This is a genomic window from Bacillus sp. EE-W1, assembly GCF_009760835.1.
In the GTDB taxonomy this organism is placed as follows: domain Bacteria; phylum Bacillota; class Bacilli; order Bacillales; family Bacillaceae_G; genus Bacillus_A; species Bacillus_A wiedmannii.
The window spans coordinates 49,138-73,489 of sequence record NZ_WIPE01000063.1 but is presented as its reverse complement, the minus strand read 5'-3'; the positions used below and the strand labels follow the sequence as shown (position 1 = coordinate 73,489).

Sequence of the window (24,352 nt, the reverse complement as noted above, 5' to 3'; positions counted from 1 at the left end):
AATCGCTTCGCCGCCAACCAATACCTTACTTGGAACATGAACACCATCGTACGTTTCTAACAATCCGGCATCTATAAGTAATTGAAGCATTGAAGGCGTTATATCAAAGATTGCTAACTTGTTCTCCCTAATATAAGCTACAAACTGTTCCGGATCACTTCGTACTTCATTCGGAATAATATACAAACTTGAACCATAAAGCAGCATTTGTAATTGCTGAATAGATGCATCAAAGGCAATTGACGCATTTAAACCGACATGCATGTTAGATGGTATCTCATGTTCGAAAACCTCTTTTTGTAAACCATGCGACAAGTTTAGTACAGAATGATGCTGTATCAAGACACCCTTTGGATTCCCCGTCGATCCCGAAGTATAGATAACATACGCTAGGTTTTCTCCTGTTACTTCACATTTTGGTGAAAAAATGCTTTCTTTTAAAATCATTGCCTGATCCCTATCTAGACAAACTGCCTTGACTTCTTTGGGTATCCAACCTTCCAATGACTCATTCGTAACTAATACTTGAATTTCAGTGTCCTCCAAAATATATCGTAGGCGACTTTCTGGATATGATGGGTCCAATGGAACATATGCTGCTCCAGCCTTCCAGATCCCCATAATACTAACAATCATCTCAACTGAACGCTCAAAGCAAATTCCAACTAATGATTCAGTCCCAATCCCACATTGCTGAAGATAGTGGGCCAATTGATTAGCTTTTTCATTCAGCTCTCGATATGTTAACTGCTGTTTTTCATCTACCACTGCTACCGCATCAGGTGTACGATTTACTTGCTCTTCAAACAGCTGATGAATCGTACTTTCCTGTGGATATGCTACAGTATTATTATTCCACTCCTCCAACTGTTTTTGCTGTAATCCTGATAATATAGGCAACTTAGCTAATGATTTATCAGGATTCTCCACGATTACATTCAACCAGTTCCCAAAATGTTCAGCCATGGATTCAATAGTTAAGCTGTCAAATAAATCAGTTCTATAAACAAAAGTAAGTAATAAACCCTCTTCCACTTCTGCAGCAGTTAAACTTAAATCAAACTTAGCGATCGGAGCATTACTTTCCATTACTTCTATATTTCTTCCATGTAGTTCTGGTAGCTTCTGTCCCGTATTTTGCAAAGTAAACATGGTTTGGAAAATCGGAGAATGACTTGTATTTCGTTCAGGTTGGATAACCTCTACAATTTTCTCAAACGGAACATCTTGATACTCATACGCCTTCAATGCTTTTATCCGTACTTGAGATAACAACTCTTGAAATGCCGGTGCATTACTTAAATCAGCTCGATAAACCAAGGTGTTGACAAAGAAACCAATTAGCCCCTCAATTTCTCGATAATTTCGATTTGCAATTGGGCTGCCGACAATAATATCCGTTTGTCCCGTATAACGAGCAAGGAAACTTTGATACGATGCCAATAAGGTCATGAAAAGTGTGGCCCCTTCTTGACGACTTAGTTCGTTTAATTTATCCAGTAATGAGCGTGACAACAAAACATTATGAGTTAATCCATGGTGGGTTTGCACTGGCGGACGCGGACGATCCATTGGCAACATTAAGACTGGTAACTCACCAGATAATTCTTCCTTCCAATATGCAAGTTGTTGATATAGTACTTCATCTTTCAACCAGTCTCTTTGCCACTGAGCAAAATCGGCATATTGAACTGGTAGTGGTTCCAGCTCTGCTTGTTTTTCACCAATCGCATTCTCATAAAATGCCATCCATTCTTGAAGCAAGATTTCCATCGACCACCCATCCGAGATAATATGATGCATATTACACAGAAGAATCCATTCTTCTTCTGAAATTCTTATGAGTTTCCCACGGAATAATGGCCCTTGTTCTAAATCAAATGGAGATTCGACTTCAGTTTGAATCCATTGCTCCAACTTTCTTTCTCGCTCCTCTAATGAAAGCTTAGTTAAGTCCATTTGTAGAAGCGGACGGAAAACGTACGGTTGAATCTGCTGCACAGGATGGCCATCCTCTTCATAAAATACAGTCCGCAAAGATTCATGACGCTCTATCAACTGATTCCATCCCAACTCCAATGCCTCAGGTAACCAATTCCCTGTAAGCCGGCATACCATCGGCATATTATAAAGTGCACTATTAGGTGCAAATTGATCAATAAACCATAAGCGCTGTTGGGCATAAGACAGTGGAATATTTCCCCCTCGTTCCATCGGCATCAATGGTGGAATTTCTCGTTTTTCGCTCCCCTTACGTAACTGATCTATTCGTTTCGATAATGCCTCGACCGTTGAATATTCGAACAGTTCACGTACTGGCAATTTGATTTGAAAGACTTCCTGTAAGCGTGAGACCACTTGTGTAGCAAGTAGAGAGTGACCACCGAGCTCAAAGAAAGAATCCTGAACATCAATGTCTCTTATTCCTAGCACTTGACTCCACACTGAAGCAATAAGTTCTTCCAGCGGAGTTCTTGGGTATACAGTATTTTCAGCGAATTGTTCACTAAGTATAGGCAATGCCTTCAAATCAAGTTTTCCATTCGGTGTAAGTGGTAAAAATTCCATCTCAATAAAGTTTGTTGGAACCATGTAATTAGGTAAATGTGTTTGTAGATGTTCTCGCCATTCATGGACACTTCCTTCACCAACTACATAAGCTACTAATCTCTTATCACCTTGATTATCCTCTCGCACCAATACAACAGCTTCTTTCACAGAAGAATGCGCCTGCAAAACAGCTTCTATTTCTCCCAATTCAATCCGGAAACCACGAATTTTCACTTGGTCATCTATACGTCCATGGAACTGGAGATTACCATCAGAAAGATAACTTGCTTTGTCTCCTGTATAATAGAGACGTTCTCCTGACTTGAAAGGATGTGGAATAAATTTTTCCTTTGTAAGATCCGGACGATTAGCATATCCACGTGCAAGACCCTTCCCTCCGATATAGAGATCTCCAATTACACCAATTGGTACTAGCTGAAGATGAGAATCTAACACATAAACTTCTGTATTCGCAATCGGTCGACCAATCGATGGCGTACCTGTTGTCACTCCTACAGGTACATAACAATCTGTGGTAACAACGGTATTCTCCGATGGACCATACTGATTAATTACCGCAAAAGGAATATCGTTAGATGGATACTGCGTTAATTGATCCCCACCAGTAATGATAAAACGAAGATCCGTTTTATCTGGCCAAGATAATTTCAAGAGTCTTTCCAGAATAGGCGTAGGTGCAAAGCTAGCTGTTATTCGTGAATCAATGAGCCAGTCCCTTAGTGCTTCTGGATTAATTCTCAGTTCCTCTGTTGACAAGTAGAGTGCTGCACCAGCAGTTAGATACGGCCAAATCTCCTGAACAGCCGAATCAAAAGCAACACCTGCAATCTGAGTCGCACGATCCTCTGCTGAAATACGATAAACTTCTTGATGCCAAGAAACCATATTCATTAATGAGCGATGTTCAACCATGACACCCTTCGGTTTTCCTGTAGAACCAGAGGTATAGACAATATAGGCTAAGTTCTCTGGATTTATCTGACGTGTAGGTGCGATTACGCTTTCCACCGTTAATTCTTCTAACCTCACCATTTCGACGTGTGCAAAATGTCCTTCTTGTCCTTCCGCCGTCACTACAAATTGAATTCCTGCATCTTCAATCATGTATTCTAACCTTGATTTTGGATACAACGGATCTAAAACAACATAAGCTCCACCAGCTTTTAAAATGCCTAGTAAACTTGCCATTAGCTCAGCTGACCTCGGAAGATAAACTCCCACCACTGACTCTGGGGCTACTCCCTTTCGCTGTAAAACATTTGCCAACTGATTTGCTTGTGTATCCAGTTCACCATAAGTCCACTGTTTTGTTTGATCGACTACCGCAATCGCATCAGGACGCCTCGCTACTTGCTCCTCAAATCTGTCGCAAATAAGACCCTGATGAGACATTTCCATTACAGTGTCATTCCATGTTTCTAATAACAAAGTACGCTCGTATTCCGATAGCATGCTCAGGCCATGCAACGGATTTTGTGGGCGATGAGAAACTTCATGTAGCCATTTCTCAAAGTGTCCTGCCATCCGTTCAATAGTAGTAGCATTGAATAAATCCTTATTGTACTCAAAAGTAAAAAGTAATCCCTCTTCCGTCTCAACTGCCATTACACTTAAATCAAACTTTGCAATTGGACTATGGCTTTCTATCATTTCAATACTTCTACTAGATAACACCGGAAACTCTTGTTTCATATTTTGCAAGATGAACATAGTCTGGAAGATTGGCGAATGACTTGTACTTCGCTCCGGTTGCACAACTTCTACAATTTTTTCAAATGGAATATCTTGATATTCATACGCCTTCAATGCCTTTTGACGAACCTGATACAGTACATCTTGAAATGTCGGTCTACCACTCAAATTAGCTCGATAAACTAGCGTGTTAACGAAGAAACCAATTAGTCCTTCAATTTCTCTATAATTCCGATTCGCAATTGGGCTTCCGACCAGAATATCTTCTTGTCCCGTATAACGAGATAGAAAACTTTGATATGCAGCTAAAAGCGTCATGAAGAGTGTAGCCCCTTCTTTTCGACTAAGTTCATTCAATTTATCATGTAGTGTGCTTGGCAGAACCAGAGTGTATGTGGACCCGTGATGAGTTTGTATTGCAGGACGCGGGCGATCCATAGGAAGTTGGAGTACAGGAAGCTCCCCAGACAATTCTTCCCTCCAATATTGGAGTTGTTGATCAAGCACTTCCTCCTTTAGCCATCCTTTTTGCCACTGAGCAAAGTCGGCATATTGAACCGGTAATGGTTCAAGTTCCGCTACCTTTCCATCCGTTGCTTCCTCATAAAATGCCATCCATTCTTCAAGTAGGATTCCCATTGACCATCCATCTGAAATGATATGATGTAAAGTACAAAGGAGTATCCATTCTTCCTCTCCCACGTGCAAAATACTTGTCCTGATTAACGGCCCCTCTGTTAAATCAAATGGCACTTCTGTTTCTTGTTGAATGAAACGTTTAACCTCTTCTTCTCGGTCTTCAGAAGAAAGCATAGTTAAATCCGTTTTCGGAATTGATTGAAAAGCATACGGTTTAATTTGCTGTACGGGTTGACCGTTCACTTCGTGAAAGACCGTCCGCAGTGATTCATGACGTTCTATTAGTTGATTCCATCCCATTTCCAATGCTTCAAGTAGCCAATTCCCTGTAAGGCGACATACCATTGGCATATTGTAAAGGGCACTATTAGGTGTAAATTGATCAATAAACCATAAGCGTCGTTGAGCATAAGATAGTGGAATGGTTTCTCCTCGTTCCATCGGTATTAGTGGCGGAATCTCTCGTTTTCTATCTCCTTTACGTAACTGATCTACTCGCTTTGCCAGTGACTCCACCGTCGTACATTCAAATAGTTCACGTACTGGTAATTCGATTTGAAAGATTTCCTGTAAACGTGAAACTACTTGAGTAGCTAATAGTGAGTGACCACCGATTTCAAAAAAGGAATCCTGTACACTAATATTTTTTATTCCTAACACTTGGCTCCATACGGAAACGATGAGCTCCTCCACTGGTGTTCGTGATGAAGTAATATCTTCACTTATGAACTGTTCTTCCAATTCCAATAAGGCTTTCCGATTCACTTTACCATTTGGAGTGAGTGGCATCCCTTCAATTTTGAAGAAGTATGCTGGAACCATATAATGTGGCAATTGCTTCTTAAGATATTTACGCCACTCTCCAGTATCCCCTTCACCCACTACATACGCTACTAACTGCTTATCTCCTGGTCGATCTTCCCTCACCAACACAACAGCCTCTTTTACAGATGGGTGATCATGTAAAGCTGCTTCAATTTCTCCCAATTCAATTCGGAATCCTCTAATTTTGACTTGATTATCTATTCTTCCAATATATTCTAAGTTACGATCATTCATATATCTCACCAGGTCACCCGTTCGATATAATCGTTCCCCATTCTTAAAGGGGTGCGAAATAAAACGTTCAGTAGTTAAATCTGGTCGATTGAAGTAGCCACGTGCCAATCCTACTCCCCCAAGGTAAAGTTCCCCTGCCACACCAATCGGGACCACTTGTTGATATTGATCTAACACATACAACTCTGTATTATCAATCGGACGACCAATCGGAATAAGCATTGGTTCTTTTTCTAAATCACAATCATAATAAGTCACATCCACAGTCGCTTCAGTAGGACCATACAAGTTAATTAACTTTGTTTGTTGAACATTGTAAAAGATCCCCTTAAATCGTCGAACCTGCTCAGTGTTTAACGCTTCTCCACTAGTAAAAACTTGAATTAAAGACGATAGATCCCTTTTCGAATTATATAGTTCCATATAATCTAAGAAAGTAGATAACATCGACGGAACAAAGTGCATGGTGGACACACGATATCGTTCAATGTATTCCTCAATCACCGCAGGATCTTTCTCTCCTCCTGGTGGAAGCAAACAAACCTGCGCCCCTACAAATGACCACCAAAACAATTCCCAGACAGAAACATCAAACGAAAACGGTGTCTTTTGTAGGATTGTATCCTCCTCGGATAATGGATATTTTTTCTGCATCCACTGTAAGCGGTTTATAACGGAATGATGTTCAATCATTACTCCCTTTGGATTTCCCGTCGAACCCGAAGTGTATATGATATAAGCTAAGTTATTTGCTGTCACTCCACTCACTGGAGCTAAATTACTCTCTTTAGAAATCATTACTCGATCCCGGTCTAAACAAATTGCTTGAATACCTTTAGGTAACCAGTCCTGTAGTGCCTCTTTTGTTAACAGCACTTGAATTTGTGAATTCTCCAAAATGTATCTCAGGCGGTTTTCGGGGTAACTTGGGTCCAGTGGGACATAAGCCCCACCTGCTTTCAAAATCCCAAAGAGACCAATAATCATATCAGGAGAACGTTCAATACATATACCGACTAATGATTCAGGTCCGATACCTCGTTTTTGTATAAAATGTGCCAATTGGTTCGATTTTTCATCGAGTTCTTGATACGTTAGCTTTCCACCCTCATAAACTACCGCCACTGCATCAGGTGTCCGTGAAACTTGCTGCTCAAATAGCTCATGAATCATACAATCATGACCATAAACTACGTCCGTATCATTCCATTCTTCTAGGAGTTGTTTTTGCTCAGTGTCCGATAACATTGACAGCTTTGTATATGATTCATCTGGATGATACGTGATTTCATTTAGCCAGTTCTCAAAATGGCCTGCCATACGTGCAATGGTACTACTATCAAATAAATCCGTATTGTATTCAAATGAGACAAATAGACCTTCTTCCACTTCATAGGCAGTTAAGCTCAAATCAAATTTAGCAATAGACATATTACTTTCTACCATTTCAATACTTTTACCAGACAAATCTAGTCGTTCTTGTTTTATATTCTGTAGCGTAAACATGGTCTGAAAGATAGGCGAATGACTCATGCTTCGTTCAGGTTGCACAGCTTCTACCACTTTTTCAAATGGTATATCTTGATATTCGTAAGCTTTTAACGCCTTTTTCTTTGTTTGGCTCAAAATCTCCCGAAAAGTAGGGGTGCCACTCAAATCTGATCGGTAAACCAACGTATTAACAAAGAAACCAATTAATCCTTCTACTCCCTTGTGGTTCCGATTTGCAATCGGACTACCAACTAGAATATCTTTTTGTCCCGTATAACGAGCAAGAAAGCTCTGGTATGCAGCCATTAAAGTCATAAATAAAGTAGATCCTTCTTGTCGGCTTATATCCTTCAATTGACTAAGCAATTTATAAGGGAAAATTACGTGATGCGTAGCCCCAGAGTAAGTCTGCTTAACCGGTCGAGGTCGATCCACTGGCAGTTGTAAGATAGGAAGCTCACCAGACAATTCTTCCTGCCAATACGTAAGCTGACGATTTAGCACATCACCTTGCAACCACTCCTTTTGCCACTTCGCAAAGTCTGCATATTGAATGGATAATGAGCTTAATTTAGCAGGATTTCCGCCCGTTTCTTCTTCATAGAAAGCAAGTAATTCATTCATGAATATACCAATGGACCAAGCATCAGAAATAATATGATGCATCGTACACAGTAATAACCATTCATCCTTCTCTAATTGAACAAGCTGATTACGAATTAAAGGACCATTCATTAAATCAAATGGTTCTTGCGCTTCTCTCGCAATTAAACTATCTACCTCTTTTTCTTTTACTTCTAGAGGAAGTTGAGAGTAATCTCTTACAGGTAATGCTCTAGGGAGGAATTCGACAATTTGTTGCACAGGTTGTTCTCCTACTTCTTTAAAAACAGTTCGTAATGATTCATGGCGTTCAATGAGTCGATTGAATCCCTTTTCTAATGCTTCAGGTATCCAATTTCCTTTTAGATGCCATACCGTTGGAATATTATATAAAGAACTGTTTGGATTAAATCTGTCCATAAACCACAAACGTTGTTGCGCATAAGACAACGGGAGTGCTTCTTTATTCTCCTTTTTTTGCATTTGCTTCTGAAGCCATGCTCTCTTCTCAGGAGAAAGTGAACTCAGCTTTGCAAGTAAATCACTTCTCATTTTTTTACCCCTTCCTCAATCAAATTACTCTCGAATATCCCTTGTGCTTCTTCCTCTGATAACTCTTCTAATTGCTTAAGCAGTTCCAGTAATTCTTCATCATTACTCACTTCTGCTTCTTTTTGAATATAGTCTTGAAGACTTACATTCTCCTTACTATCATTCTGCATTTCTTGATTTTTGTTATCGAACAATTGATCAATCTGTTCTGCCAATTGCTGCACCGTATGAAACATAAATAAATCATGCAATGGTATCTCGATTCCAAAAGCCTCTTTAAGATTAGAAACGGCTTGCGTAGCAAGTAATGAATGTCCACCAATTTCAAAAAACGAATCCTGAATTCCGATGTTTTCCATACCTAAAACTTCATGCCATATCGAAACAATTGTTTTTTCCGTAGACGTACGAGGAGCAATATAACCACTTGCTATCTCCTGTTTCTCTGGTGTTGGTAAAACCTTCCTATCAATTTTCCCATTAGGAGTGAGTGGAAATGCATTTAATCCAACAAAATAGGATGGAATCATATAATTTGGTAGTTGGTCCTTGAGATAATCACGCCACTTTTGAGCATCCCCGTCTCCTACAACATAGGCAATCAAATGTGGATCGCCAGGATAATCTTCCCGCACCATCACAATAGCTTCGTTAACTAATGTATGCTTTTGTAATACCGCTTCAATTTCTCCTAGTTCAATCCGGAACCCACGAATTTTCACCTGATGATCAATTCGTCCAACATACTCCAAATTTCCATCTGGCAAATACCTTACTAGATCTCCAGTCCGGTATACTCGCTCGTTTTCTTTAAACGGATGCGGTATAAATCGATTTTTCGTTAAGTCAGGGCGTTTTAAATATCCACGTGCTAACCCTGATCCACCAATGTACAGCTCACCAACTACACCAATTGGAACCATTTTTTGTTCAGCACTTAGTACATATACTTCTGTATTGAAGATTGGTTTACCAATTGGTGGTACCCTATGCATGACACCCTTTTCTAATTCCATATACGTGGAATACGTAGTATCTTCAGACGGTCCATATAAGTTGTATACCTTCTCAATCGTACTTCTCTCGTATAAATCTTGAACAAGCGGATATGGTAACGGTTCTCCAGCCAAATTCATTACCTTTACTGAAGAAGGAATTGTCTTTGCTCGAACCAGTTCCTTTGCTGCCGATGGCACAGTATTAACCAAAGTCACACCTTTGGTAGACAACTTGTCTAGATGTAGAGCATTTTCAGCGACAATCACCTTCCCCCCCATCGTTAAGGGAACAAATACTTCAAAAACGGATAAATCAAAAGATAGTGAAGTTGAAGCTAATACTCCCGCTAATGCCTTTCGGGAATACGTGTGATGCGCCCAATGAATCATTGTTACTGTATTCCTGTGCTCAATCATTACTCCCTTTGGATTTCCAGTGGAGCCTGAAGTATAGATAATATAGGCTAAGTTATCGCCCGTCACTTCACTCGTGCATACCGTAGTAACTTCTTGTTCTATTTCTGATCGATTACGATCAATACAAATGACGTTGACGAATGTAGGTATAACCATTTTTTGTTGTAACTTTTCCTGTGTCACCAGTACCTTTATTTGAGCATCTTCTAAAATGTACTGCAGTCGACTTTCCGGATATGCTGGATCAATTGGGACATATGCTCCTCCTGCCTTCATAATTCCTAAGAGACCGACAATCATCTCGGATGAACGTGTAACACAAATCCCAACTAATGATTCGCATGTAACACCATTTTTTTGTAAATAATGTGCCAACTGATTCGAGCGTTCGTCCAACTCTCGATATGTTAGTTCTTCATCTTCGCACACTACTGCAATTGCTTCTGGTGTTTTTTCCACTTGTTCTTCAAACATTGTATGAATCATGCTATCTTCTATATCATTAACAGCTAATTCATTCCATTCCTCTAGTAGTTGCTTATATTCTATTTTCGATAACATATTCAATTCTGATAATAAACATTTTGGATAAGAGGCAATTTGATTTAGCCAATGTTCAAAATGACTTACCATACGTTCAATGGTTGTATCATTAAACAAATCAGTATTATATTCAAAGGTTAGTGATAATCCTTCTTCCGTCTCAGAAGCAAATAAACTCAAATCAAATTTTGCAACAGAAACATGGCTTTCCATGAGTTCCATTTGTCTTTCAGATAGCTGAAGAAACTCTTGTTTCGTATTCTGTAAAGTAAACATGGTTTGGAATATTGGTGAATGACTTGTATTCCGTTCCGGCTTTACGGATTCTACCACTTTCTCAAATGGAATATCCTGATACTCGTATGCTTTTAGTGCTTTTTTTCTTACCTGCGACAAAAGTTCTTGGAACGTCGGGTTTTCACTGAAATCAGCTCGATAAACTAACGTATTTGCAAAGAGACCTATTAATCCCTCAATCTCTTTCACATTTCGATTAGCAATCGGGCTTCCAACTATGATGTCGTCCTGTCCTGTATAACGAGAAAGGAAGCTTTGATACGCTGCCATCAATGTCATAAATAAAGTGCATCCTTCTTGCAGACTTAAATCTTTGAGCTTTTCCTGTAGGGAATTCGCCACTATTAAAGACTGACTTGCACCACGATGGGTTTGAACTGCAGGTCGAGGACGATCCATCGGTAATTGTAAAACCGGTAGTTCCCCAGACAATTCTTCCTTCCAATATTGAAGGTGCTGATTCAAATTCTCTTCTTTTTGCCATTCCTTCTGCCACATGACAAAATCTGCATATTGGATAGATAACTCCTTCAATTCCACCGGTTTGTCGCTTAATGCTCCTTCATAAAAAGCCATCCATTCTTCAAGTAAGATTCCCATTGACCATCCATCTGAAATAATATGATGCATCGTACAAATGAGAATCCACTCTTCACTGTCCACTTTCAATATGCGTGTTCGAATTAGAGGACCTTGTCCAAAATAAAATGGTTCCTCAGCTTCGTTTTGAATGAGCCGTTTCATTTCTCTTTCCCTATCTTCCAAAGAGAAATCTGTTAGATTCGTTTGAGGGATATGCCCGAATACATGAGATTGAACCTGTTGAAAAGGTTCACCCTCTTGTTCTAGAATTATCGTTCGCAATGATTCATGACGCTCCAACAATTGATTCCATCCGGCCTCCAATGCTTCAATTGACCATTTACCTGTTAAGCGACACGCTGCATGAATATTGTACATAGCACTATTTGGCATTAATTGATCAATAAACCATAGACGTTTCTGCGCATAGGAAAGTGGAATAGCTTCTTCCCGTTTCATAGGTACAAGAGGGGCAATCTCTCGTTTTTTATCTTCTTTTCGTAACTGATCTACTCGTTTCGCCAACGCTGCCACTGTATCGTGCTTGAAAAGTTCACGTAAGGGAATTTTGATTTGGAACAATTCTTGCAATCGAGAGACAATTTGAGTAGCAAGTAGTGAGTGTCCACCACGTTCAAAAAAGGAATCCTGAATACCAATATTCCCCACCCCTAACACTTGACCCCAAACCGAGGCAATAAGCTCTTCCGATGGCGTCCGAGGTAGAACATTTAAATCTCCAATAGCTTGATCATCAGGTGCTGGCAAGGCCTTTCGATCAATTTTCCCATTCGGAGTAAGCGGGAAGTGTTCTAGCTCTACAAAGTGTGCTGGAATCATATGATTTGGTAATTGGTTTTGTAAATACTCTCTCCACTCCTCGGTATTTCCATCGCTTATTACATATGCAACCAATCGTTGATCACCTGGACGATCTTCTCTAACTAATACAACAGCCTCTTTAATAAACGAACATTTTTCTAAAGTCGCTTCAATTTCTCCTAATTCAATCCTAAAACCACGCATTTTGACTTGATGGTCCATTCGACCTATAAATTCTATATTTCCATCAGTTAAATATCTTACTGAATCTCCTGTTCGATATAGTCGTTCCCCCAATCGAAATGGATGTGAAACGAATTTTTCAGCAGTAAGATTCGGACGATTTAAGTATCCACGCGCTAAACCAGCACCACCAATATATAACTCACCCTCAATTCCTATTGATTGCAGACGTTGATTTTGGTCTAATACATATAATTGCGTGTTCTGTATTGGCCGCCCAATAGAAACAAATTCTTGATTAGGCTGAATATCAAATGCATTCACATAAATAGTGGCTTCAGTTGGTCCATAAAAGTTGGTTAATTTCACTTGTCCACTATAATTCCATTTCTGCTGAAATCGTCTAACTAACCCTGAACTTAGTTCTTCCCCACCAGAAAATACATGGCGTACGGACGAACAATTCATGTTTAATTCAATACGATTGAAATGATCTAAGAAAACTGATAACATCGAAGGTACAAATTGAACTATAGTAACCTGATGTTTTTTAATCACTTCAGCTATAATAGAAGGATCTTTTTCTCCACCTGGAGGTAGGAAAGATACACTTGCACCAACGTGAATACCCCAAAACAACTCCCAAACAGAGACATCAAATGAGAATGGCGTTTTCTGCAAGACCACATCCTTTTCAGAAAGTGGATATTTATGTTGCATCCATTCTAGATAATTGATTACTGAATGATGCTCAATCATTACTCCCTTTGGATTCCCTGTAGATCCTGAAGTATACATAACATACGCTAAACTTTCTCCTGTTACACCACTTATACATGGGGTTGATTTTTCTTTTTCAATTGCAGTGTAATCTTTATTCATACAAATCGTTTCTATATTTTCAGATACAAACAAACTTTCAGAATTCTCTTCCGTCACTAATACTTCGATTCCAGCATCCTCTAATATATATCGAAGCCGACTCTCTGGATAAGTAGGGTCAAGTGGAACATACGCTGCTCCTGATTTTAGAATCCCTAATAACGCTATCATCATTTGTAATGAACGTTCCATATATACCCCAACTAGAGACTCTGGTCCTACACCATGCTTTTGTAAATAATGAGCTAGTTGATTCGCACGCTTCTCTAACTCTTTATAGGTAATTTGTTCATTTTCGTAAATAGCCGCGATTGCTTCCGGTGTTTTTTTTACTTGCTCCTCAAATATCGTATGAATCATGCCTTCAGCCGAATAATTTACTTGAGTATGATTCCATTCCTCAAGTAACAGTATCTGTTCTTCCGCTGTTAAATGAGTAATTTCAAAGAGTTTTGAATCTAGGCTCTTCGTCATCTGAATTAGTATTTGCAATAAGTGATTCTGAATCCGATTTATTGTTCCTTCATTAAAATAGCTTCGATCATACATTAACTTTAAAGTAATTTTCTTACCGGGCATTACAATGAGTGTTAAAGGATAATTGGTTTGTTCCGCGCTTTTAACATCTAATAATCTTAAATCTTCATTTCTCTCACCTTGAATTGGATAATTTTCAAACACATACAAGGTATGAAACAAGGAACTATTTCGTGGAACCTCACTCCATCCTTGAATATCTATCAACGAATTATACTCATATTGTCTTCGTTCCATTTCTTTCATTTGTATTTTACGAAGCCAATCTACTACTGATGTATTATCCGTTAATCGAATTCTAGTAGGTAAGGTGTTAATAAATAACCCCACCATATTCTCTGCTCCCATTAAATCAGTAGGACGTCCAGAGCTAGTTACGCCAAATACGATGTCACTTTCACCGCTATACCTACTCATCAAATAAGCCCATGCACCTTGTACTAACGTATTCAACGTTAATCGACTATTTCGTACCCACTCTTGTAAATTCTCAGTAAGTTCCTCAGATACTTGATAAACACACTCTCCATAGCCCTTCTCTTGTCCTTGGTTCTTTCTTTCCATTGCTAATGGCGTAGGTGCATAGAACCCTTTTAATTCTTCTTTCCAAAATTCCTCTGCTTGACTTTGATCTTGTTTATTTATCCACTGGATATATTTTTTATAAGGAAGAGAGTTAGGAAGATTCAATAATTCTCCCCTTATCATCTTGAGATAAACTTCCATCACTTCACTAAAGACCAATGACACACTCCATCCATCTAGCAAAATATGATGATGTGTCCAAATAATCCTCGTTTCCTCATTTGCCTCTTTAATCGCAGTGACTCTCATCAATGGTGCTTCATCTAATAAAAATCCTTTTCTACGATCTGCATTTAAAAACTGTTGTAATTTTTTCGCCCTTTCCTTGTGTGAATGGGCGCTCCAATCCTCTTGATGAATAGTAAAAGGAAGACGTTGGTAAACCGCTTGTAGTGGTTTTTCTACTTCCTCCCACACAAATACTGAACGTAAAACCTCATGTCGATGAATAACATATTCCCAGGCCTTTTCAAAAGTAGCAATATCCAATTGCCCCCCGAGCAAGAAACCTACTTGTACAATATAGGAAAATGAATGTTCATCATCTTGATCGTATAAAGTATGAAACAGTATTCCTTTTTGCAAAGGTGATAAACCATATATATCAATAACGTCTCCCATTTTCACACCCTCTTCTTTGTTAATTTAAGTAATACTTTGCTCAAGCTTTCTTCCGTAAGATCCTCTGCATCAGCAAAATCTGATACCGTAAAAGCAGACTCTGTTGTTGGTTTATTTATAAGTTGACGAAGGTGCCTCAACATACCATCTGCTATCAATTGAATTTTTAATTTAGAAAACTGTTCTCTACTATACAACCAAACAAAATGTAACTTTTCATCTTTCACCATTCCAATAACATCAATTAGATGAGATGGTTTGGAATCTGGAGCATGATCTAAAAATGTAAATCCTATCTCTTGCATAAACAAAGATTCCCTTGAGAAAACCTGATCAAATTGGCCCAAATAGTTAAAACTTATTGAAGGCTTTTGCTGATAAAACGGAAGTAATCCTTTATTCAAGTAACGTAAAATACCATAGTCAACTCCACGATTCGGAATTCGACGCAATTGTTCTTTGACAGCCTTTAACCCTTCAATAGGTGTTTGAGTTCCTTGAAAATTGAGATGAACGGGATAAATACTCGTGAACCAGCCCACTGTCCTTGATAAATCAATACCTTCAATTACCTCTTCTCTTCCGTGTCCTTCTAGATGAATAGAAACCGTTTGCTGATTTGTACAATCGACGATAGCTTGTCCTAATGCCGTTAATAGTACCTCATCAATCCTTGTCTTATGAGTTACTGGAACTTCGTGTAACAATTCATGTGTTTCTTCTATTCCTAAAGTCCCTGTCACTTGATCAATCGATTCTTCTGTTGTTTTTTGTATTGGATAGTCCATTGGAATTTTCATCGTTTCTTTTTCTACTTGTTCATTCCAATAATCTTGTACTTCTTTCGAAATACCCGAATCACTGTACGTCTGGAGTCGTTCAGACCATTCTTTAAAAGAAGTACTTTTCGCAGGTAAGCGAACTTCTTGACCTTGTTTCATCTGGTTATATACCGTCTGTAAATCTTCCAATAGAACCCTCCATGATACTCCATCTACTACTAAATGATGAATCACCCAGAATATTCGATCATTTCCAGTCAAGTTATCCTCAAAGTACACTATCCTCATTAACGGACCAGTAACTAGATTGAAACTAGCTTGATTAATGTTCATCTCTTCTTGTATTATTGTATTCCACTCTTTTTCATTAACTTGATTCCGTTTTACAACATGGAGTACTGACAGCTCATCAGTCCCTTCATTTCTCTGCCTCCACGTTCCGCTTGGTAACTGTTTGTACCGGAAACGTAAAGCATCATGATGTTTGAGTAAAGTTACTATCGCTCCCTCTAGTAACTTCACATCCAATCTTTCTTTTACTCTTAATAGCATTGATTGATTCCAATGCTCCAGATGTGGATGTTCTTGCTCGAAGAACCAACACTGAATTGGAGTAAGAGACACATCACCTATCACAATTCCCTGCTCCGCTTGTACTCCCTGCGTTTTTATAGCCACTTGTGCCAGCTCAGCGATAGTTGGGCATTCAAACATTTGCTTTGGAGTAAGTTTTAACCCCACTTGACTTGCTTGAGATATGATTTGAATACTGAGAATCGAGTCGCCACCAATTTCAAAGAAATTATCATAGATTCCCACCTTTTTAACACCTAATACTTGCTTCCAAATGGTAGTCAGTATCTGTTCGTTACTATTCCGAGGGCCAACAGATTCACTATTAATCTGCTTTTCCTCCGGCATAGGTAAGGCCTCACGATCAACTTTACCATTAGCTGTAAGTGGAATAGCTTCCATCACCACAAATCCCGAAGGAACCATATAACTTGGTAGTTTCGCTTTAAGATACTCTCTCCACGCATCTACATTTCCATCTCCTACAACATATGCTACTAATCTTTTATCGCCTGGCTGATCTTCTCTTACAATTACAACTGCCTCTTTTACAGATGCATATGTATGTAAAGTAGACTCAATCTCCCCAATCTCAATTCGGAAACCACGTATTTTAACCTGATGATCAATTCTTCCACGATAATCCAGATTTCCATCTGGCAAATACCTCGCTAAGTCTCCTGTCCGGTATAATCTCGCTTTCGGATCACTACTAAATGGATGAGATATAAAACGCTCTGCTGTTAATTCAGGTCTCTTTAAATACCCACGTGCCAGTCCTGCCCCACCAATATAAAGTTCACCATCAACACCTATAGGAACAGGTTGTTGATAAGCGTCCAGTATATACACTTCTAAATCGGGAATCCGCTTGCCAATATTACTTCTTGAAGCATGCTGCACATCTTCTAGAGTAATTGGATAATATGTAACATGAACGGTAGTTTCTGTAATTCCATACATATTAATTAACTGTGGTTTTTTATCCCCATACCTTTGAAACCACGGTAACAAGCTAGTAGGTTCTAACGCTTCTCCGCCAAATATGACATAACGCAGTTGCAAATTTTTATTCATATCTTCTTGTTCACACACTTGTATTAATTGTCGAAATGCAGAAGGTGTCTGATTTAGAACTGTGACTTCTTCCTCCACCAATAATTGATAAAAATCCTTAGGTGATCGACTAATCCAGTACGGAACAACAACTAATTTTCCACCATATAATAATGCTCCCCAAATTTCCCATACTGAGAAATCAAATGCATAAGAATGAAAAAGCGTCCAAGTATCTTTTTCATTAAACTGATACCAACAATCCGTTGATTTAAATAACCGAATGACATTGTGATGCTCTATCATAACACCCTTTGGATTCCCCGTTGATCCCGAAGTATAGATCACGTATGCTAAATTTTGGGAACTGACATCAGAAACCGGTAAAGTCTTACTTTCTTTCCCAATCTCATCTTGATCACGATCCAGGCAAATCGACTCAACATTTTCTGGTAAACATTTCAATTCTTTTAAACTTTCTTGCGTTACGAATAACTGAATGCTAGCATCTTCTAAAATATATTGAAGTCGCTGCTCTGGATATGTTGAATCAAGTGGAACATAAGCCCCACCAGCCTTCAAAATCCCTAAAATACCTACAATCATTTCGAGGGAACGTTCAACGCACAGTCCCACTAAAGTATCAGGTCTTACTCCCTTTTTCTGCAAATAATGAGCTAACTGATTTGCGCGTTCATTAAGCTCTCTATAAGTAACTTTTTCTTTTCCATACGTAACTGCAATATCGCGTGGATAGTTCAACGCTTGCTGTTCGAACAATTCATGAATAGTTACTTGAGATGGGAAATCCAGCTTAGGATTGTTGAACTCAACTAAACTTCTTCTTTTATCTTCATCAGAAATGATTTCGATTTCAGCTACCTTCTGCTTTGGTTTTTCAAAAGTGTTTTCCATTATCGCTAACATCACGTTAAAAAAACGTTTTATCTCTTCCTTAGAAAATAGCTCCTCACGATAATCAATATGTACATGTAAAGAGTCAATATCAATTAGATTTTCAATATGCACTGCAAAATCTTGCACCTCTTCATGGTTTGGAATCCATAGTGAGTCACCACTTTCATCACGATCCCTATAATCAATCGTAGTTCCGAAAAGTCTCACATTACTATTATTCTCTTTATTAATCTGCTTTAATAACAAATCAAATGGATATTTCTGGTGTCTCAATAATTTGCTTTGTTTTCTGGATACCCTACTAATAAATGAAAGTACTTCTTCTTCCGGATCAATATCCATTCTTAAAGGAACTGTACTCACCATCATTCCAATCAATTTTCGCTCCATTTTAGTCATACGATTGCCGTAAGCCATTCCTAAACCAATATCAAGCGATGAGGTCCACCGATACATGGACAACGAGAAAGCAGCAACAAAAAAAGTGTATAAACTAATTTTGTAATCTTCAGAAAATTTTTCTATCTTTCTCTTCAAATGCTCCGTTAATATAAATGTCTCACGTGATGCTTTGGTACTAGCTTGGTACGTATTATAGGGCTTCAATCCAGTCACAGATGGCAGTGTTTTAAATTCCTCTAACCAGAATTTTTGATCTTTTTGAAAGCGACTACTATTCAAGTATGTTTGTTCATTAGTCAGAAATTGAACATATGAATTTTCACTTTCACCTTCCTCATTCTCGTTATACATTTCATAATAATATTTTGCAATCTGCTCAGTAAATATTTGAATTGATAAACCATCCATAATAATATGATGAACATTTCCAAAGACTGCACATTCGTTATCGTTTAATTTTATTAAAGCGAAATAGTATAAATTTGAATTAAATAATGTAAACGTTTCTTTTGTTTTCTGCTCAATCCATTCCTCAAGCAAATTTGTATTCTCCACATTACTGAAATCAAAAAACTCAAATTCTTGTTCTTCATGTTTAATAAAATATTGTTTCGGTTCCTGATGCCCATTTTCTTTTAACCTAATGCACAGACCATCATTTTCACTAATGACTCGATTCACAACTTGGTTTAATTTTGAATAATTCATTTTTCGATGAAGTTTAAATAAAAATCTTAAATTACATATTCCTTTATCAGAATGAATAACTTCTGTATACCATATTCTTCGCTGCGGATGGCTTAATGAATAACATTCCTCATTGGTCATAAAAATCTTCCCTTCAAAAATTATTTGCTCTTATAGGTTCGTGTTTATGTTTAGCCCATAAATATTTCTGCAGTGAAACTCCAATTACTCCAATGATAACAAGCCCAATCCCTCCATAAACATAGAGTTGAGTTACTCCGAACAAATGCACTAATGGGCCACTCATAGCAGGAGAAATAATTAAAACTGCGTTTGTTAAACTGCTTTGAATACCAAATACTCTTCCTACTTGATCTTGATCGGATTCTATTTGTAAAATGACTTGATTAGATACAAGCATCAGCCCACTTCCAATACCAGCGATAAAACTAATTAAATAGGCCAAAACGAAGACCGTACCGGGCGTTATCAAACCAATCCCCCCAAAACCAATTCCCATTAAAACCATACCTCCACATACTACCCAGCCATATTGAAATTGTTTTAATTTCTGAGTTAGTAATGCACCAAGTATTCCGCCAAGACCAATAATAGAAATGATATATCCCATTTTACTTTTATCATGTGGGAATAAGCTCTTAAATAAAGTTGGGAATTGTGAGTCTACTAATTGTAATACTGCCATGGCTATTGTAACGAAAATCATAGTTGATAATATTATCCGATTAGATAACACATAACCCCACCCTTGTACCCAAGCGGTCCAAGTACTTTGTTTTTGCTTTTCAACAAATTCTTTCGATATAGTTTCTTTAAATTTTATTGTGGGTATCAGAACTAAGGTAGCTAATAAACAACTTATAGCTCTTATAATGAGGCAGAACTCTGGTTGAAACCAGCTCAGCAACATGCCCCCTATAAGTGGGCCAACTATTTTGGTACCCTGCTCTACTATTCCGTTGATACTTACTGCTTTAGTAAGCAAATCCGGAGAGACAATCTGTCTTGTTAGTGTTTGCTGTGCAGGATAATAGAAAACAATAAAAATGGAACGAATCATTAATGCCACTAAGAGCCAGTGGATATCTTGTACAAATAAAAGAGCAATCGTTATTAGACCAACCATTAGATTACAGAACATCATAATTGGAATTTTTCTAAAACGATCTGCAATAACACCCGCCCATGAGCCAAAAATAATTCCTGGAAGTGCATATGCAACAGGAATCAATCCAATCATAGTAGGATCTACTTCCCATTCAAACCCAACTATAGTCATAATCGCTAACATATCAATAAAAACACCAAGCATAAGCAATGAATAGGCAGAGAAAACTTGTAAATAAACCCTATTTCCTAATAGGCCTTTTGAATCAGTAGTTTTCATAAAAGCAAGCTCCTTAGGTTACTAATATAAACGCTTTTGCGTATAAGGTACCTCTTTATTAAACCTAATTAATCATTATTGACATCTCACCTAGAATTTAATTTCGTCAAAACTCAAACCAATCTTGTTTTTCATATATTTAAAATAATCAGACAAACGAAAGCGTACCTATTTCTTCATTTTTATATCAACTGTTACAAAATATATCTTTACCTTACACTAATAACAGCTAAACGTTGCCTTAATATAACCCTTTACAGTCGTTTGCACATTCAATTCACATCCTTTTTAAAGTTGGCTTTTTTCTATCTCAAATACTATCACACAAATATTTCACCTACTATATTCATAAAGTTGAAATATTTGAATCAGAAAATTCGGATAAAAAGCTAAATCCACAAATCATACCAAACAATTATTTAGTTATATTGTCATTTTATAGATGGCTTTAGCCATAAGGATATCAAGAATTAAGTTTTTTTAATTTTATTAATATAATAGTTTATGGAGACTATAAATCCTACTAAACAAAAAAACAAATATACAATAAAGTATATTTATTTTTTCTTATCCTACATATTTTCTATGCAAATTAATTCCAATAACTAAAGTTGATCATAAAAATATAATATTACTAATCACTAATGTACTCATAACAAGAATTGAATAATATAGTATTAATACTTCTGCACCTACTACCTATTTTATTTATTGGATATTTATACTTCAAAAAAAATTACACATCATTCACAATTAGGATACATACCCAAAAAATCATTTGAACATGTTATTGTATTTTAAGATAATATAAAATCATTTTTTCTATAAGAGAACTTAATTTTTATGTAGTATGAAACTGTTAGTAATACAGTATATACTAATTTAGTTATAAAACCATTTAAAGACCACCTATTTCCATAAGTGATCTTTCTTTGTGATTCTTTATTTGTGCACTACTGTAGAAATATATCGCAGAAACGCTTTGTTTGCTAAATGTTTAGTTCTTTCCATTTACTAAAAAACATAGCTTCATACACTTAATATCATATTCGTTACATTGCAAACTATTATTTTGTTTTCTGTACAGGCAAACTACTAAAAATTAATTCAGCAACTTTTACATATCCTTTTGAGTTTGGATGAATTAAATCCTTAGACCAAAGCGTATTGTCGTTAACTAAATGATGATTCCAAAAATCAACATGATGAAGCTTATACTCTCTGCTCAGTGAATGTACAACTTCATTTGCCTCTAATAATTGTTCTTTTATTACTTGTTTTTTTTCAGAAGCAAAAGGAAGCCTAACTGTAAAATCTGGAAGGTTTGCTATAATAATATCCGCCCCTGCTTTACTTAATGTATCTATCATAAATTCCATATCATTCTTATATGCATCATGATTCCAACGTCCTTTTAAAACATCGTTTGCCCCTGCAATGAGACTAACCAAATCTGGATTAAAAGTTAACGCCTTTTCCAATTGCTGCGAGCGAATTTCTTTAGTTACTAACCCACGCTTTGCAAAATTGGCATATTCTATATCGTTTTCACACAGTTGAACAAAATGATCTACCCAGCTTTTTAATGCAATTCCCTCAACTTGATCCCCTATCCCCTCTGTAAAACTATCACCAATTGCTACAAATCGCTTCCACATATGTATTCCCCCTTTATTATTAACCATATCTATACTATACAATAGCTCACACCGTAATTGTTATTTCTAAGTGGTTTTCGATTTCAATTATATTCCACTTTACTATATTGACATTTAGAATCCAAAATTGACCGATTCCTAAGTATACTTAGGAATCGGTCATATTCATATATTTACTAAAGAAATGAAGTTAAACTTTAATCAGTAGAGGTTTTCTTCATCCCTCACTGATTATTAGTTGAACCAATTGGGCTTTTACGGACAGTTAATTTCCCACCTAACTTCTTTGCTCTCGCTGAATTTTGAAGTGAAGGGATCTTACTGTGCGGCAAATAGCGGGATATAATCCCTCTAGGTATTATACTTTTTTCAAAAAATTTGAAGTTCTTTGTTTTGCCCAGTTGATACATTTCTTTTCGATTAAATGATACGAAACTATAGAAAAAAGTAGTGTCATTGTAATGCACAAAGTAAGAAGGAAAAAGATAGGTATCTTTGTATACAAAAGTTTAAATAGTACCATCATGATTGGAAAATGACACAAATAGATACTGTATGAAATTTCTCCTAAGTATACAAACACACTCTTATTTAAAAGTATTTTTACTTTTAGGTTACTCATAACCATTATAATAAATATACTAACCCCCATTACGACACCCCAATCTTTTAATAAGAAAGTAGTATCATTACGGGAAAAACCATAAATTAAAATGGAATATAAATATAGAATAATTCCTAAGGCAATAAGAAATCCTTTTTTAAATATTTTCATATTCCTATATGAGTAGATAAGTTTTTCCTGATGCTTAAAAAGTAACATTCCAACCATAAACATAGATGTAAAATGCAGTGTATCGGCATAACCATTATAAAATCCTTCAGCTTTCCCAATATGCAACATATTAAGAAAAACACTAATTAAAGAAAAGCTCAAAGCAAATAGTATCGTTTTCTTCCAATTCAGTTTATAAAAAAGAAGGAATAACAAAGGAAACACAATAGATATACGCATTTCTTGAGCCAATGACCAAATAACTGGATTATAATTTTCCGTAAAAAAGTTATTAAGAAGCACAAAGTGGTTTATAATATCTAATTTTGTTATAGACCCTTGCCACCTATCATAGAACCAATCCCGTAGTCCTACCACTTCATATGGCGAAAATAAAATAAATAAAACAAAGGTAACGATTATCCAAAAATAATAAGGAATATAGATTCTTACAAATCTCTTAATTAAATATCCCCAATAATTTGTTTTTGAATGATAAAGTGCCATAGATAACACAAAACCACTTAGTATATAAAAAACGATAACAGCTTCCCCACCCGCCCATAAAAACCTAAGCGGGGAAAATTTAATAGAATTAGGCAACGATGGTAGCATTAAACAAAAATGTCCAAATACCACAGTAAGTGCCGCTAACCCTCGTATGGAATCTAATTCTTTTATTCTCTTACTCATAAAATGTTCTCCTTGTAAATTGTAGATTTTTCTTTTCATAAAGGCCACTATGCAAATGTAGTGGGAGAATTGTACATATTCTTTCTTTAAATTCCTAATATAAGCAGTACAAAGTTAATTTGACCTCCATTTCTTTATATACATAATTTAAAACAAAATATTTAATACAAAGAAAAGATTTTATTAAATTTTTATAAAGTGAAACTTTAATCAGTGGAGTCTTACTGCCCGTTAATGCGGGATAAAATCTAATTACAGAAATACTTACCGGATATTATTTTTTTATTGTCATTTGATGGAATAATGGGTGGTTTTTCATCATGTAA

At 36.9% G+C, this 24,352-nt stretch carries 6 protein-coding genes; all 6 read right to left on the bottom strand.

Annotation, left to right across the window (positions count from 1 at the left end; all coding sequences use genetic code 11):
• Positions 1-8,607: non-ribosomal peptide synthetase (locus GFJ36_RS29605; RefSeq protein WP_242015991.1), on the bottom strand; the 8,607-nt coding region annotated here is incomplete at its 3' end.
• On the bottom strand, positions 8,604-15,074 hold the full coding sequence (locus GFJ36_RS13155; RefSeq protein WP_097891205.1) for a non-ribosomal peptide synthetase: 6,471 nt from the start codon (positions 15,072-15,074) through the stop codon (positions 8,604-8,606). The genes GFJ36_RS13155 and GFJ36_RS29605, both read right to left, overlap by 4 nt.
• 2 nt (positions 15,075-15,076) lie before the next feature.
• Positions 15,077-19,633, bottom strand: a complete 4,557-nt coding sequence (locus GFJ36_RS13150) for a non-ribosomal peptide synthetase (RefSeq protein WP_157349650.1) — start codon at positions 19,631-19,633, stop codon at positions 15,077-15,079.
• Between the two features lie 13 nt (positions 19,634-19,646).
• Positions 19,647-20,900 carry an MFS transporter gene (locus GFJ36_RS13145; protein WP_000858613.1) on the bottom strand — a complete coding sequence of 418 codons (1,254 nt, stop codon included), beginning with the start codon at positions 20,898-20,900 and terminating at the stop codon, positions 19,647-19,649.
• 1,067 nt (positions 20,901-21,967) lie between these two features.
• A complete protein-coding gene (locus GFJ36_RS13140; protein ID WP_141542856.1) occupies positions 21,968-22,558 on the bottom strand; it encodes an SGNH/GDSL hydrolase family protein in 591 nt (196 codons plus the stop codon).
• Between the two features lie 358 nt (positions 22,559-22,916).
• Positions 22,917-24,065: an acyltransferase family protein gene (locus tag GFJ36_RS13135; protein ID WP_097891211.1), complete on the bottom strand. Its 1,149-nt coding sequence runs from the start codon at positions 24,063-24,065 to the stop codon at positions 22,917-22,919.
• Positions 24,066-24,352: the final 287 nt, after the last annotated feature.